At 69.4% G+C, this 14071-nt stretch carries 13 protein-coding genes and 1 pseudogene; 12 read left to right on the top strand and 2 right to left on the bottom strand.

Going from position 1 to position 14071, the window contains the following annotated elements:
- The first annotated feature begins 266 nt into the window (after window positions 1-266).
- Entirely contained in the window at window positions 267-749 is a 483-nt protein-coding gene (locus ACGFQC_RS08375) for a DUF1707 and DUF4190 domain-containing protein (RefSeq protein WP_363089112.1), read from the top strand.
- Between the two features lie 42 nt (window positions 750-791).
- Here ACGFQC_RS08375 and ACGFQC_RS08370 read toward each other — a convergent pair whose 3' ends face one another.
- Window positions 792-2087 carry a glycosyltransferase family 39 protein gene (locus tag ACGFQC_RS08370; RefSeq protein ID WP_363089024.1) on the bottom strand — a complete coding sequence of 432 codons (1296 nt, stop codon included), beginning with the start codon at window positions 2085-2087 and terminating at the stop codon, window positions 792-794.
- 126 nt (window positions 2088-2213) lie between these two features.
- Between ACGFQC_RS08370 and ACGFQC_RS08365 the strand changes: the two genes are divergently transcribed.
- The 5 genes from ACGFQC_RS08365 (at window position 2214) to tuf (ending at window position 7956) form a co-directional block, all read left to right on the top strand.
- A complete protein-coding gene (locus tag ACGFQC_RS08365) occupies window positions 2214-3341 on the top strand; it encodes a glycosyltransferase family 2 protein (protein WP_363089025.1) in 1128 nt (375 codons plus the stop codon).
- A 254-nt stretch (window positions 3342-3595) separates the two neighbouring features.
- A complete protein-coding gene (gene rpsL / locus ACGFQC_RS08360) occupies window positions 3596-3967 on the top strand; it encodes a 30S ribosomal protein S12 (protein ID WP_003948652.1) in 372 nt (123 codons plus the stop codon).
- A 3-nt stretch (window positions 3968-3970) separates the two neighbouring features.
- Window positions 3971-4441 carry a 30S ribosomal protein S7 gene (gene rpsG, locus ACGFQC_RS08355; protein ID WP_030788318.1) on the top strand — a complete coding sequence of 157 codons (471 nt, stop codon included), beginning with the start codon at window positions 3971-3973 and terminating at the stop codon, window positions 4439-4441.
- Between the two features lie 39 nt (window positions 4442-4480).
- Window positions 4481-6607, top strand: a complete 2127-nt coding sequence (gene fusA / locus ACGFQC_RS08350) for an elongation factor G (RefSeq protein WP_363089026.1) — start codon at window positions 4481-4483, stop codon at window positions 6605-6607.
- 155 nt (window positions 6608-6762) lie between these two features.
- Complete coding sequence (gene tuf / locus ACGFQC_RS08345) at window positions 6763-7956, top strand: elongation factor Tu (RefSeq protein WP_363089027.1); 1194 nt, start codon at window positions 6763-6765, stop codon at window positions 7954-7956.
- Between the two features lie 264 nt (window positions 7957-8220).
- Here the strand turns inward: tuf and ACGFQC_RS08340 are convergent.
- Window positions 8221-8838, bottom strand: a pseudogene (locus tag ACGFQC_RS08340) (hypothetical protein); the annotation flags it as partial.
- Window positions 8839-9428: 590 nt separating this feature from the next.
- On the opposite strand from ACGFQC_RS08340, the gene gdhA reads away from it, so the two are divergent.
- The 6 genes from gdhA (at window position 9429) to rplW (ending at window position 14022) form a co-directional block, all read left to right on the top strand.
- Window positions 9429-10784 (top strand): NADP-specific glutamate dehydrogenase, encoded by a 1356-nt coding sequence (gene gdhA, locus ACGFQC_RS08335; protein ID WP_363089028.1) that lies wholly within the window; start codon window positions 9429-9431, stop codon window positions 10782-10784.
- A gap of 245 nt (window positions 10785-11029) precedes the next feature.
- Window positions 11030-11365 (top strand): cupin domain-containing protein, encoded by a 336-nt coding sequence (locus tag ACGFQC_RS08330; RefSeq protein WP_363089029.1) that lies wholly within the window; start codon window positions 11030-11032, stop codon window positions 11363-11365.
- Between the two features lie 603 nt (window positions 11366-11968).
- Entirely contained in the window at window positions 11969-12277 is a 309-nt protein-coding gene (gene rpsJ / locus ACGFQC_RS08325) for a 30S ribosomal protein S10 (protein WP_003948644.1), read from the top strand.
- Between the two features lie 16 nt (window positions 12278-12293).
- Window positions 12294-12938 carry a 50S ribosomal protein L3 gene (gene rplC, locus ACGFQC_RS08320; protein WP_073491919.1) on the top strand — a complete coding sequence of 215 codons (645 nt, stop codon included), beginning with the start codon at window positions 12294-12296 and terminating at the stop codon, window positions 12936-12938.
- An 8-nt stretch (window positions 12939-12946) separates the two neighbouring features.
- Window positions 12947-13603, top strand: coding sequence for a 50S ribosomal protein L4 (gene rplD, locus ACGFQC_RS08315; protein WP_363089030.1), 657 nt, complete (start codon window positions 12947-12949; stop codon window positions 13601-13603).
- Entirely contained in the window at window positions 13603-14022 is a 420-nt protein-coding gene (gene rplW, locus ACGFQC_RS08310; protein ID WP_363089031.1) for a 50S ribosomal protein L23, read from the top strand. Before rplD ends, rplW begins: the two co-directional genes overlap by 1 nt.
- Window positions 14023-14071 lie beyond the last annotated feature (49 nt).

Here is a 14071-nt window from a genome sequence, read left to right as displayed (position 1 = left end):
CGGCCGTCCGCGGCGGTGCGGCCGCCTCCGCGTGGTGCCGTGCCCGGCCGCGCCGCCCTGCTGGTGCCCGGCCGTGCCGCCGACCCGCCCGCGGTCTCCCAGGGCCCCCTCCGTCCCTCCGCGGAGGCGGCGTCAGGACGAGTGAGGGAACCATCGCGGTCCGCCGAGCGTAGGAGAATGATGGAGGCAGTTCACGCCGAGCGGGGGAGGTGTCCGTGTCGTATCCGTCGCCATGGCAGCCGTGGCAGGGCCAGAGCGGTCCGCCGATGCTGGCCGCCCACGCGGACCGGGAGCGCACCGTCGACGTGCTCAGAGCGGGTTTCGCCGAGGGTCGTCTCCAGCAGGGGGAGTTCGAGCGCCGGGTGGCGCGCGCGTACGAGGCCCGCACGGTCGGTGAGCTGTCCCTGATCGTCGCCGACCTGCCGCAGGGCCCCGTCGCCGCGCAGCCGCCCGTCCCGCAGCCGCACGGCTACCCGACGCAGGTTCCGCGGACCTTCCTGGCCGCCCCGCCGCCGACGAACGGCAAGGCGGTCGGCTCCATGGTCTGCGGCGTCCTCACCACGATGACGATGGGCCTCACCGGCATCCCCGCGGTGATCCTCGGGCACTCGGCCAGAGCCGAGATCCGCCGCACCGGCGAGGGCGGCGAGGGCTTCGCCATGGCCGGCCTCGTCCTGGGCTGGCTGTCGGTGGCGGGCTGGGCGGTCTTTCTCGCCGTCCTGTTCCTGGCGGCGGTCGCATCGCACTGACACCGGAGCCCGGGGCGGGGCGTCCCGGTCCGGTGGCGTCGGTCAGGGGATGCCCAGCTCGAACATGACGTAGTGGGCGTACCAACCCGAGGCCACGGCGGCCGTGGTGAAGAAGACCGTCAGACCCGGCCACTTCAGGCGGCCCAGCGCCGCCGCGGGGGCCAGGAGCAGCGGGAAGCAGGGCAGCAGGTAGCGCGGTGTGTTGCCGAACATCTGCTGGGTGCCGAGCACGGTCACCACGCTGGCCAGCGTGTACGCGACGAGCACCAGCGGCGGCTTCTTCCGCAGCATCAGCGCGATCAGGAACGGCAGCGCCAGCACCACCTGGACGGCTATCAGGTCGGGGACGGAGAAGGCGAACAGGTAGTCGTGCCGGCCGACGGCCGTGTTGCCCAGCACGTCGAGGGTGTAGGCGCCGAAGTCGAAGTAGTGCGCCCAGCCCTCGCGCTGGAGCGTGAAGTACGCCGTCAGGTCGCCCATGCTCAGCCCGACCCAGGCGACGTAGGTGAGCAGGCCGAGCGGCGCGGCGGCCATCGCGTACACCGGTCCCGCCACCCCGTGCGCGCGTCTGCTGTCGCGCCGGGCGAGGGTGACCAGCGCGGCGAGCCCGACCGCGCCGATGAGCGCGGCGGAGGTGGGCCGGTTCAGTCCGGCGACGAAGGCGAGGAGCCCGGCCGTGAGCCACCGGCCCTTCATCACGCCGTAGCAGCACCAGGCGGCGATGGCCACGAACAGGGACTCCGAGTACACCGCCCACTCGACGCCGGCGCCCGGTACGACCGCCCACAGCCCGGCGGCGATGGTGCCGGCCCGCGCCCCCGCGAGCGTGGCGACGACGGCGTAGATCCCGGCGGCGGCGACGAAGGACGCGAGCACCGAGACGAGGATCCCGGACCCGAACAGGCCGAGCCCGGTGATCTCGGACACCCCGCGGATCAGCCCCGGGTACAGCGGGAAGAACGCGACGGAGTTCTGCTCGACCGTGAACATGCCGCCCGGCGCGAGGGGTGTCAGGGGCCGCGGGTCGTACCCCTTCTCGGCGACCTGGAGGTACCACCAGCCGTCCCAGGTGGCGAGCACGTCCCACCAGTGGGCGCCGCCGCCGAAGCGGGGCTGCTTCTCCCGGTAGTCGCCGGCCGCCTCGAGCAGGAGCGCGAAGACGGTCAGCCCGACCAGCTTCGTGACGCCGTACAGGAGCAGTGGGGCACGGTACGGTCGTAGACCATCCGGCAGCGTGAGCCGGCGCGGCACCCGCGGCCGCTTCTGCCGCCCGCCCGGCTCGTCGGGCTCTTCGGGCATCGCGGAGTCCGCCGCCGTGTCGCTGCGGGCCGTGCTCATGACTGGGGTCCCCCCTCGGACGACCGGCCGGGGCCGGACGCGCGACCGCTGTCCGGACGATCATGAAGTGTGGTCATAAGATCGCAACAGCGTCGCACATGTGCGTCACAGCTTGGGGGAGTACGGGTGGCTGAAGCGCCGGACACCACGGCGGCGGCGACCGTCCTGTCGGTCGTCATACCCATGTACAACGAGGAAGAGGTACTTCCCGCGCTGGTCAGCAGGCTGCGCCCGGTCCTGGCCGGGATGGGCGTCGGCTACGAGGTCGTCGCCGTCGACGACGGCAGCACCGACCGCACCGCCGAGCTGCTCGCCGCGTTCCGCCTCGGCTGGCCCGAGCTGCGCGTGATCGGCCTGCGCCGGAACTCCGGCCACCAGGCGGCCCTCACCGCGGGCCTGGACCGGGCCCACGGGGCGTATGTGGTGAGCCTCGACGCCGACCTCCAGGACCCGCCCGAGAAGATCCCCGACATGCTGGCGCTGGCCCGCGCCGAGGGCCTCGACATCGTCTACGGCATCCGGGCCGACCGGGCCAGCGACACGGGCTTCAAACGGTGGACCGCCGGCCTGTACTACCGGCTCGTCCGCCGCCTGGCCGGCCCCTCCGTGCCCGCCCAGGCCGGTGACTTCCGGCTGCTCAGCCGGGCCGCCGTCGACGCCCTCAAGGCGCTGCCGGACCAGCAGCGCGTCTACCGCCTCCTGGTGCCCTGGCTCGGCTTCCCGAGCGGCCAGGTCGCCTACGAGCGCGCGCCGCGGCCCGCGGGCCGCAGCAAGTACCCCCTGGGCCGCATGATCCGCCTCGCCATCGACAGCGTCACCGGCTTCTCGGCGGCCCCGCTGCGCATCGCCACCTGGCTCGGCGGCTTCGCCTTCCTGGTCTGCCTGGCCCTGATGGTCTACACGCTCGGCGCCCACGCCCTGGAGCACACCGTCCCCGGCTGGACCTCCCTGTTCACCGGCGTCCTGTTCATCGGCGCGGTCCAGCTGATCTGCGTCGGCCTGCTCGGCGAGTACGTGGGGCGCATCTACACGGCCGTGCAGAACCGTCCGACGTACTTCGTCGGCCACGACACGGCGCACGGGGCGGCGGGTCCCCGCGTCGCGGTGCCCGCGCCCGCGCCCGAGCCCGCGTCCGGTGCCGGACCGGGCACGGCTCCCGGGGGAGCGGCGGTTCCCGGCGGGGCGGCGGTTCCGCCGCCCGCCGCGGAGGCCGGAGGGCCGCTACCACAGGGGCCGTCGGGGGCGCGGACGTGACCTCGGTGTGTCGGCGGCGCGGCTTCTGTTTTGACCGGAGTGGTTGCGCTGGGTACGCTCAGACCTTGTGCCTGGGGTGTGCCCTGGCCTTCGTGCGTGCCTTCAACCGCACGGGGGCCTAAGGAGCGGCCACCGCGATCCGCGCCTCTTTCCGCCTCGCGGCGGGAGTCCGCCGGATCCGACACACCCGACCGCGTGGGTCGGCGAAGTTCCAGGTTAGCTGTACAAATCGGCACACAGAAACCGGAGAAGTAGTGCCTACGATCCAGCAGCTGGTCCGCAAGGGCCGGCAGGACAAGGTCGAGAAGAACAAGACGCCCGCACTCGAGGGTTCCCCTCAGCGTCGCGGCGTCTGCACGCGTGTGTTCACGACCACCCCGAAGAAGCCGAACTCGGCCCTGCGTAAGGTCGCGCGTGTGCGTCTGACCAGCGGGATCGAGGTCACCGCTTACATTCCGGGTGAGGGGCACAACCTGCAGGAGCACTCCATCGTGCTCGTGCGTGGTGGCCGTGTGAAGGACCTGCCCGGTGTTCGCTACAAGATCATCCGTGGTTCCCTCGACACCCAGGGTGTCAAGAACCGCAAGCAGGCCCGCAGCCGCTACGGCGCCAAGAAGGAGAAGTAAGACATGCCTCGTAAGGGCCCTGCCCCGAAGCGCCCGGTCATCATCGACCCGGTCTACGGTTCTCCTCTTGTCACGTCGCTCATCAACAAGGTGCTGCTGAACGGCAAGCGCTCCACCGCCGAGCGCATCGTCTACGGTGCCATGGAGGGCCTGCGCGAGAAGACCGGCAACGACCCGGTCATCACGCTGAAGCGCGCTCTCGAGAACATCAAGCCGACCATCGAGGTCAAGTCCCGCCGTGTCGGTGGCGCGACCTACCAGGTCCCGGTCGAGGTCAAGCCCGGCCGCGCGAGCACCCTGGCGCTCCGCTGGCTCGTCGGCTACTCCCGCGCCCGTCGCGAGAAGACCATGACCGAGCGTCTGCTCAACGAGCTGCTCGACGCCTCCAACGGCCTCGGTGCGGCCGTGAAGAAGCGCGAGGACACCCACAAGATGGCCGAGTCCAACAAGGCCTTCGCGCACTACCGCTGGTAGTCGCTACCCACATCGAGACCGAGAGAAGACTGAAGCCTTATGGCTACCACTTCACTTGACCTGGCCAAGGTCCGCAACATCGGGATCATGGCCCACATCGACGCGGGCAAGACGACCACCACCGAGCGGATCCTGTTCTACACCGGTGTGTCCTACAAGATCGGTGAGGTCCACGACGGCGCTGCCACCATGGACTGGATGGAGCAGGAGCAGGAGCGTGGCATCACGATCACCTCTGCTGCCACCACCTGTCACTGGCCGCTCGCCGACGTCGACCACACCATCAACATCATCGACACCCCGGGTCACGTCGACTTCACCGTCGAGGTGGAGCGTTCCCTGCGCGTGCTCGACGGTGCCGTGACGGTGTTCGACGGCGTCGCCGGTGTCGAGCCCCAGTCCGAGACGGTGTGGCGTCAGGCGGACCGCTACGGCGTCCCCCGCATCTGCTTCGTCAACAAGCTCGACCGGACCGGTGCCGAGTTCCACCGCTGCGTCGACATGATCTCTGACCGCCTCGGCGCTCAGCCGATCGTCATGCAGCTCCCGATCGGTGCCGAGGCCGACTTCAAGGGCGTCGTCGACCTGGTCACGATGAAGGCGTTCGTGTGGTCCGCCGAGGCCACCAAGGGCGAGATGTACGACATCGTCGACATCCCGGCCACGCACACCGAGGCTGCCGAGGAGTACCGCGGCAAGCTCATCGAGGCCGTCGCCGAGAACGACGAAGAGATCATGGAGCTGTACCTCGAGGGCACCGAGCCCTCCGAGGAGCAGCTGTACGCCGCGATCCGTCGCATCACCATCGCGTCCGGCAAGTCCAAGGACACCACGGTCACCCCGGTGTTCTGCGGTACCGCGTTCAAGAACAAGGGCGTTCAGCCCCTGCTTGACGCGGTCGTGCGCTACCTCCCCTCCCCGCTCGACGTCGAGGCCATCGAGGGCCACGCCGTGAACGACCCGGAGGAGGTCGTCAAGCGCAAGCCGTCCGAGGACGAGCCGCTGTCGGCCCTCGCGTTCAAGATCATGAGCGACCCGCACCTCGGCAAGCTCACCTTCGTCCGGGTCTACTCGGGCCGCCTGGAGTCCGGCACCGCCGTGCTGAACTCCGTCAAGGGCAAGAAGGAGCGCATCGGCAAGATCTACCGCATGCACGCGAACAAGCGTGAGGAGATCGCGGCGGTCGGCGCCGGCGACATCGTCGCCGTCATGGGTCTGAAGCAGACCACGACCGGTGAGACGCTGTGCGACGACAAGGCGCCGGTCATCCTGGAGTCCATGGACTTCCCGGCCCCGGTCATCCAGGTCGCCATCGAGCCCAAGTCCAAGGGCGACCAGGAGAAGCTGGGTGTCGCCATCCAGCGTCTCGCGGAGGAGGACCCCTCCTTCCAGGTTCACTCGGACGAGGAGACCGGCCAGACCATCATCGGTGGTATGGGCGAGCTGCACCTCGAGGTGCTGGTCGACCGCATGCGCCGTGAGTTCAAGGTCGAGGCCAACGTCGGCAAGCCGCAGGTCGCGTACCGCGAGACCATCCGCAAGGCGGTCGACCGGCTCGACTACACGCACAAGAAGCAGACCGGTGGTACCGGTCAGTTCGCCAAGGTGCAGATCGCGATCGAGCCGATCGAGGGCGGCGACGCCTCGTACGAGTTCGTGAACAAGGTGACCGGTGGCCGTATCCCGAAGGAGTACATCCCTTCGGTGGACGCCGGTGCGCAGGAGGCCATGCAGTTCGGCATCCTCGCCGGTTACGAGATGACCGGCGTGCGCGTCACCCTGCTCGACGGTGGCTACCACGAGGTGGACTCCTCCGAACTCGCCTTCAAGATCGCCGGTTCGCAGGCGTTCAAGGAGGCCGCGCGCAAGGCCAGCCCCGTGCTGCTCGAGCCGATGATGGCCGTCGAGGTCACCACGCCCGAGGACTACATGGGTGAGGTCATCGGCGACATCAACTCCCGCCGTGGCCAGATCCAGGCCATGGAGGAGCGCGCCGGCGCCCGCGTCGTGAAGGGCCTCGTGCCGCTCTCGGAGATGTTCGGCTACGTCGGAGACCTCCGCAGCAAGACCTCGGGTCGCGCAAGCTACTCGATGCAGTTCGACTCCTACGCCGAGGTTCCGCGGAACGTCGCCGAGGAGATCATCGCGAAGGCCAAGGGCGAGTAACGCACTCCGTTCACACGCCGTAGGCTTGACTCCGGAGCCTCTTGGGGCGAACGGCCGCATTCCCGGCCTTTCGCCCCTGGGCCCGGGCATTCCAGCAAAGATCACCTGGCGCCGATGAAGTAAGGCGTACCAGAACCACTCCCAGGAGGACCCCCGTGGCGAAGGCGAAGTTCGAGCGGACTAAGCCGCACGTCAACATCGGCACCATCGGTCACATCGACCACGGTAAGACGACCCTCACGGCCGCCATTACCAAGGTGCTGCACGACAAGTACCCGGACCTGAACGAGGCTTCGGCCTTCGACCAGATCGACAAGGCTCCCGAAGAGCGCCAGCGCGGTATCACCATCTCCATCGCGCACGTCGAGTACCAGACGGAGACGCGTCACTACGCGCACGTCGACTGCCCGGGTCACGCGGACTACATCAAGAACATGATCACCGGTGCTGCCCAGATGGACGGCGCCATCCTCGTGGTCGCCGCCACCGACGGCCCGATGCCGCAGACCAAGGAGCACGTGCTCCTGGCCCGCCAGGTCGGCGTTCCGTACATCGTCGTCGCCCTGAACAAGGCCGACATGGTGGACGACGAGGAGATCCTGGAGCTCGTCGAGCTCGAGGTCCGTGAGCTCCTCTCCGAGTACGAGTTCCCGGGCGACGACCTGCCGGTCGTCAAGGTGTCCGCTCTCAAGGCGCTCGAGGGCGACCCGGAGTGGGCCCAGACCGTCCTCGACCTGATGCAGGCCGTCGACGAGTCCATCCCGGAGCCCGAGCGTGACGTCGACAAGCCGTTCCTCATGCCGATCGAGGACGTCTTCACGATCACCGGTCGCGGTACGGTCGTCACCGGCCGTATCGAGCGTGGTGTCCTGAAGGTCAACGAGACCGTCGACATCATCGGCATCAAGACCGAGAAGACCACCACCACGGTCACCGGTATCGAGATGTTCCGCAAGCTGCTCGACGAGGGCCAGGCCGGTGAGAACGTCGGTCTGCTGCTCCGCGGCATCAAGCGCGAGGACGTCGAGCGCGGCCAGGTCATCATCAAGCCGGGTTCGGTCACCCCGCACACCGAGTTCGAGGCGCAGGCGTACATCCTGTCCAAGGACGAGGGCGGCCGTCACACGCCGTTCTTCAACAACTACCGCCCGCAGTTCTACTTCCGTACCACGGACGTGACCGGCGTCGTGACCCTCCCCGAGGGCACCGAGATGGTCATGCCGGGCGACAACACCGAAATGAAGGTGGAGCTGATCCAGCCCATCGCCATGGAGGAGGGCCTGAAGTTCGCCATCCGTGAGGGTGGCCGGACCGTGGGCGCCGGCCAGGTCACCAAGATCAACAAGTAAGTCTTGTTGCTCGACCTGGTTGCTCCAGCCTGAGCTGAGCACCTGAGAGGGCCCGTACGACTCCGGTCGTACGGGCCCTTTCGCATGTCCGTGCGGTGGTGGATGTGTGACGGGTGAGCCACGGACAGGCGCTCGGCCATGGGGGTCCGTGCGAGGCGGCTGTCCCGGCCGCAGCCGGACTCGCCGGCCCCTGCGACGCGGATGACCGGCTCGGCTCTCACCCGCGACGCGCGGTCGCTTCCCCGCTCGCCGCGCCGCTGCCGCCCACCGGTGTGCCGCGCGCCCGCGAACGACGCCCCGCCTCCGTGCCGTGGCCATGTCTTCGGGTACGTCCCGCAATGCTGTGGACAGGGCCTTCAATATCACATCGACGACCGGATCGGCGGCGTGTGTGATGGCCGCCAGGCTGGCCAGGACCAGGTCGGCGCGGGCTTCCTCCGGGTCGGTGATCACCGGCATGTTGTGGGGGCCGGCGACCAGGGGCCGCAGGGTGAGGGTGGGCAGTTGAGGCGGTCCGCTGTGCACCGCCTGCCCGGCCCACCTGGCGGTGGCGTGGTCCTGGCAGACGACCAGGAGAGCCGTGGGCAACCGGTACTTCGTCCACAGGTACGCGGCGTAGTACGCCCAGCTCGCGGGCTTGTCCGGGTCCTTCCTGCCCTGGGCTTCGACGGCCAGGAGGAAGGGTGCCTGCTCCGCGGTCTCGAAGCGCAGGAGCGTGTCCACGCGGCGCTCGACGGGGCTTGCCTCCGTGAGGTCGGTCGGCAGAGCGGTCCCCTTCACGGGGGTGGGGACGTCGACTCCGAGGAAGCGGGAGACACGGCTGAACAGTCCGGGGTCGTGCTGGAAGATGCGGTGCATCGCCTCGTGGGGCGGACTGACCATGGGTTTCCTCCATCGGTTCGGGAACGGGTGGCGGCCGTACGGCGAGGAGGACGGCGGGGCGGCCGTACGCCTTCGGGCGGGAGCTCGCTGGTGAGGGCATGGCGTACTGCGGCGGGACGGGCGCGAGATCGACCGCGCGGGGACACGCCAGGGCGCCGGGTACGGACACCTGTCGGGAAGGGGCGTTCTTCCGCGCCGGGCAGGCCCTCGTGCCGTGGCCGGCGTTCCGGCGAGGCCGATGCACGCCTGCGGGTGTCTGCGCTGAGCGTAGGGGAGTCGGGGGCCCGGAAATCCGGTCGAACCGGTGATGTCCACCCGCCCGAGTGAGTGCCCGAGTGAGTTGGCGAGTGAGGGCCTCGGGCGGGAGGAGCGGGCCCGGCCGGGGTTCTCCCCGCTCATCAGTTTTTCCGGAAGCCCGTCTCACATCGTGGCGTACGCACCACGGCTCGCCGGTCACCGTGTTACGCAGGGGTCACATCGAAATGTCCTGCGCGCGGCGAAGGTGCCGAGCGCCACCCCTCACCGGACCGGATCGGACCGCGGCACCGGCTGCCCGGCCTCCGGTGGCGGCCGTGCCAGAAAGGGCCCCCGTGACGACGCGACCCGAGATCACCTCGCTCGAACATCTGCATGTCGAACTCGTGCGCCGCAATCCGGCGGAACCCGAGTTCCACCAGGCCGCGCGCGAGGTGCTGGACAGCCTCGGACCGGCGCTCGCGGCGCGCTCCGAGTACCGGGACCCGGGACTCGTCGAGCGGCTGATCGAGCCGGAGCGGCAGGTCATCTTCCGTGTGCCGTGGACGGACGACAACGGCCGGGTGCACGTCAACCGGGGCTTCCGGATCGAATACAACAGCGCCCTCGGCCCGTACAAGGGCGGTCTGCGCTTCCACCCCTCGGTGAACCTCGGCATCATCAAGTTCCTCGGCTTCGAGCAGATCTTCAAGAACGCGCTGACCGGGCTCGGCATCGGCGGCGGCAAGGGCGGCAGCGACTTCGACCCGCAGGGCCGCAGCGACGCCGAGGTCATGCGGTTCTGCCAGTCGTTCATGACCGAGCTGTACCGGCACATCGGCGAGTACACCGACATCCCGGCCGGTGACATCGGTGTCGGCACCCGTGAGATCGGCTACCTGTTCGGCCAGTACCGGCGGATCACCAACCGCTGGGAGGGCGGCGTCCTGACCGGCAAGAGCGCCGGCTGGGGCGGCTCGCTGATCCGGCCCGAGGCGACCGGATACGGCAACGTGCTGTTCGCGGAGGCCATGCTGCGCGCCCGCGGTGAGGACCTGGAGGGGCAGACGGCGGTCGTCTCCGGCTCCGGGAACGTCGCGATCCACACCATCCAGAAGCTGGCCGCACTCGGCGCCAACCCGGTCACCTGCTCCGACTCCGGCGGCTACGTCGTCGACGACAAGGGCATCGACCTGGAGCTGCTGCGCCAGGTCAAGGAGGTCGAGCGCGGCCGGGTGAGCACGTACGCCGAGCGGCGCGGCGCCTCCGCGCGGTTCGTGCCCGGCGGGCGGGTCTGGGAGGTCCCGGCCGACGTCGCGCTGCCGTCCGCCACGCAGAACGAACTGAACGCCGACGACGCGGCCGCCCTCGTCCGCAACGGCGTGAAGGCGGTCTCCGAGGGCGCGAACATGCCGACCACACCGGAGGCCGTGCAGCTGTTCCAGCGGGCCGGTGTCGCCTTCGGCCCCGGCAAGGCGGCCAACGCGGGCGGGGTCGCGGTCAGCGCGCTGGAGATGACGCAGAACGCGTCGCGTACGTCGTGGAAGGCCGACCAGGTCGAGGACGAGCTGGCCAGGATCATGACCGACATCCACACCACCTGCGCCGAGACCGCCGAGCGCTACGGCGCCCCCGGCGACTACGTGGCGGGCGCGAACATCGCCGGCTTCGAGCGGGTCGCGGACGCGATGCTGGCGCAGGGCGTCATCTGACGCGTGACGCATCACGCGTCAGGTCGTCACGCAGTGGAGGGGCCGACCGGGCCGGTCGGCCCCGGCGGTCCCACCGCCGCCACCGGGTCGTCCTCGCACCCGAGGCGTTCGGCCCGGTGCGGTGACCGGCGCGGAGGGGCGTTCGGCAAGTACGCGGATCACAGGGGGTCATGCCCGTCCCGGCTCCTCGGACTACCCCGCACGGCCCTGGCGGCCGTCCGCCCCGCCCGGGAAGACTTGCGGCCATGCAGACGAAACTCTCCCTCGACGCGCTCACCCGCGAACAGCTCGAACGCGCCGCGGCCTCCTCCACCGGCCGCAGCGCGAGCACCGTCTACGGCGGCCACGAGCACAGCCTGCGCCAGACCCTCCTCGCCCTGACCGCCGGCACCTCCCTCGCCGACCACGAGAGTCCCGGCGAGGCGACGCTGCTGGTGCTGCGCGGACGGGTCCGGCTCACCAGCGGCGACACCGCGTGGGAGGGCCGCACCGGCGACCTCCTCGTCGTCCCGCGGGCCCGCCACGGTCTGGAGGCGACGGAGGACGCCGCGGTCCTCCTCACGGTCGCCACACGGGGCTGACGGGCGCACACGGGCACCGCCACCGCCGTACGGCCCCGCCTTCGGACGGCCGCGTGTCGTACGGCCGCGGCCGTGAGCACTCCGGCCGGGCGCCGCCCCTGGGCCTCGACGGGATCGCGGAGGTGCGGCGGCCGCACGCGGCCGAACGCCAGTGGAACGGGCGCCGGCCGTGTCCGATCCCGGGCCGTGTTTGATCCTCGTCACTCCGGGGGTATTCTCTCCGGCCCGATTGGCCAGGCCCCCGCCCCATATGGCAGACTGTCCGAGTTGCTCGGTCGAGTGTTGATGCTGCGCGCCTCCCGCCGGGAGGACCGGAAGCGAGTCCCACAGTACTCGTCGCCCCAACTGCCTCATGGCAGCGCTGGGGCGGACGTACGGGAATCTTCCGGGAAGCGTGGGTGCGACACCGACCAGGCACCCGGTGGGCCTTCCGCCCCCGGTCTGCGGTTCCGGTAGGGCCGTGTGCATTCCCCGCAGGGATGTTCGAACGTCAGGACATCCGTGTCAGCGGGAGCGCGACACGCCCGACCGCGTGGGTCGGAGGAAACGGTAAGGGGCCCACCAGGTCCAGAGCGTGAGAAGAGACAGGACTACTGAGTAGCCATGGCGGGACAGAAGATCCGCATCCGGCTCAAGGCCTACGACCACGAGGTCATCGACAGCTCGGCGAAGAAGATCGTCGAGACGGTGACGCGTACTGGTGCGTCGGTCGCGGGCCCGGTGCCGCTGCCCACTGAGAAGAACGTGTACTGCGTCATCAAGTCGCCGCACAAGTACAAGGACTCGCGCGAGCACTTCGAGATGCGCACGCACAAGCGCCTGATCGACATCCTCGACCCGACCCCCAAGACCGTTGACTCTCTGATGCGACTCGACCTCCCGGCCGGTGTCGACATCGAGATCAAGCTCTGAGGCCGGTGATCTGAAGATGACCAAGCAGATCAAGGGCATCCTGGGCGAGAAGCTCGGCATGACGCAGGTGTGGGACGAGAACAACCGTGTTGTTCCGGTCACCGTCGTCAAGGCCGGCCCCAACGTCGTCACCCAGGTGCGTACGAACGACGCCGACGGCTACGAGTCGGTGCAGATCGCCTTCGGCGAGATCGACCCGCGCAAGGTGAACAAGCCCCTCAAGGGCCACTTCGCCAAGGCCGACGTCACTCCCCGCCGCCACCTCGTCGAGATCCGTACCGCTGACGCCAGCGAGTACACCCTCGGCCAGGAGATCACCGCCGAGGTGTTCGAGGCCGGCATCAAGGTCGACGTGACCGGCAAGAGCAAGGGCAAGGGCTTCGCCGGTGTCATGAAGCGTCACAACTTCAAGGGCCTCGGCGCCGGACACGGCACCCAGCGCAAGCACCGCTCCCCCGGTTCCATCGGTGGCTGCGCCACCCCGGGCCGCGTGTTCAAGGGCCTCCGCATGGCGGGTCGCATGGGCAACGAGCGGGTCACCACCCAGAACCTGACCGTCCACGCCGTTGACGCGGAGAAGGGTCTGCTGCTCATCAAGGGCGCGGTTCCCGGTCCGAACGGCGGCCTCGTCCTGGTCCGCACCGCGGCCAAGGGGGCCTGAGGTAACCGATGAGCACTGTTGACATCCTTTCGCCTGCAGGCGAGAAGACCGGTAGCGTCGAGCTCCCCGCGGAGATCTTCGGCGTGGAGAAGGTCAGCATCCCGCTGATCCACCAGGTCGTCGTCGCGCAGAACGCCGCTGCCCGTCAGGGCACGCACAAGACCAAGCGCCGCGGTGAAGTCCGCGGTGGTGGCAAGAAGCCGTACCGCCAGAAGGGCACCGGCCGCGCCCGTCAGGGTTCGACCCGCGCGCCGCAGTTCGCCGGTGGTGGCGTCGTGCACGGTCCCGTGCCGCGTGACTACTCGCAGCGGACCCCGAAGAAGATGAAGGCCGCGGCCCTGCGCCACGCCCTCACCGACCGGGCCCGCCACAACCGCATCCACGTCGTCACCGGCGTGATCGAGGGCGACACCCCGTCCACGAAGTCCGCTCGGACGCTGTTCGGCAAGATCTCGGAGCGCAAGAACCTGCTCCTGGTCGTCGACCGCGCCGACGAGGCCGCGTGGCTGTCCGCCCGCAACCTGCCCCAGGTGCACATCCTGGAGCCGGGCCAGCTGAACACGTACGACGTGATCGTCTCGGACGACGTGGTCTTCACCCAGGCCGCTCTCGAGTCCTTCGTCGCCGGCCCGAAGGCCAACGACACCGAAGGGAGTGACGCCTGATGGCTACGCGTCACCCGAGCATCGCCCCCAAGGCGGCCAAGGCCGCCAAGGCCGCGCGCATCGCCAAGGCGAAGCGCCACGAGGCCGAGGGCAAGAACACCGTCGTCACCGCGCCCAGCAAGGCGTACACGGACCCCCGTGACGTGCTGCTGAAGCCGGTCGTGTCGGAGAAGAGCTACGCGCTCCTCGACGAGAACAAGTACACGTTCATCGTCGACCCGAACGCCAACAAGACCCAGATCAAGCAGGCCGTCCAGGCGGTCTTCTCGGTCAAGGTCACCGGGGTCAACACGATCAACCGCCAGGGCAAGCGCAAGCGCACCAAGACCGGTTTCGGTCAGCGCGCTTCCACCAAGCGCGCGATCGTGACCCTTGCTGAGGGCGACCGTATCGACATCTTCGGCGGTCCGACCGCGTAAGCGGGTCGGAGCGTCCAGATAATCGGAAACTTCCGAGGACTGAGAGACA

Source organism: Streptomyces sp. NPDC048734 (genome assembly GCF_043198675.1).
Lineage (GTDB): Bacteria > Actinomycetota > Actinomycetes > Streptomycetales > Streptomycetaceae > Streptomyces.
Note: the sequence above shows the minus strand (reverse complement) of the source record. Positions and strands in the feature narration are given on the sequence as shown.

Bases quoted from the DNA above. Each gene is read 5' to 3' on its own strand.
- rplC (WP_073491919.1), top strand. From the start codon at position 12,294: ATGACCAAGCAGATCAAGGGCATCCTGGGCGAGAAGCTCGGCATGACG.
- rplW (WP_363089031.1), top strand. From the start codon at position 13,603: ATGGCTACGCGTCACCCGAGCATCGCCCCCAAGGCGGCCAAGGCCGCC.
- ACGFQC_RS08370 (WP_363089024.1), bottom strand. From the start codon at position 2,087: ATGAGCACGGCCCGCAGCGACACGGCGGCGGACTCCGCGATGCCCGAA.
- fusA (WP_363089026.1), top strand. From the start codon at position 4,481: ATGGCTACCACTTCACTTGACCTGGCCAAGGTCCGCAACATCGGGATC.
- ACGFQC_RS08330 (WP_363089029.1), top strand. From the start codon at position 11,030: ATGCAGACGAAACTCTCCCTCGACGCGCTCACCCGCGAACAGCTCGAA.
- rpsJ (WP_003948644.1), top strand. From the start codon at position 11,969: ATGGCGGGACAGAAGATCCGCATCCGGCTCAAGGCCTACGACCACGAG.
- ACGFQC_RS08375 (WP_363089112.1), top strand. From the start codon at position 267: ATGCTGGCCGCCCACGCGGACCGGGAGCGCACCGTCGACGTGCTCAGA.
- rplD (WP_363089030.1), top strand. From the start codon at position 12,947: ATGAGCACTGTTGACATCCTTTCGCCTGCAGGCGAGAAGACCGGTAGC.
- rpsG (WP_030788318.1), top strand. From the start codon at position 3,971: ATGCCTCGTAAGGGCCCTGCCCCGAAGCGCCCGGTCATCATCGACCCG.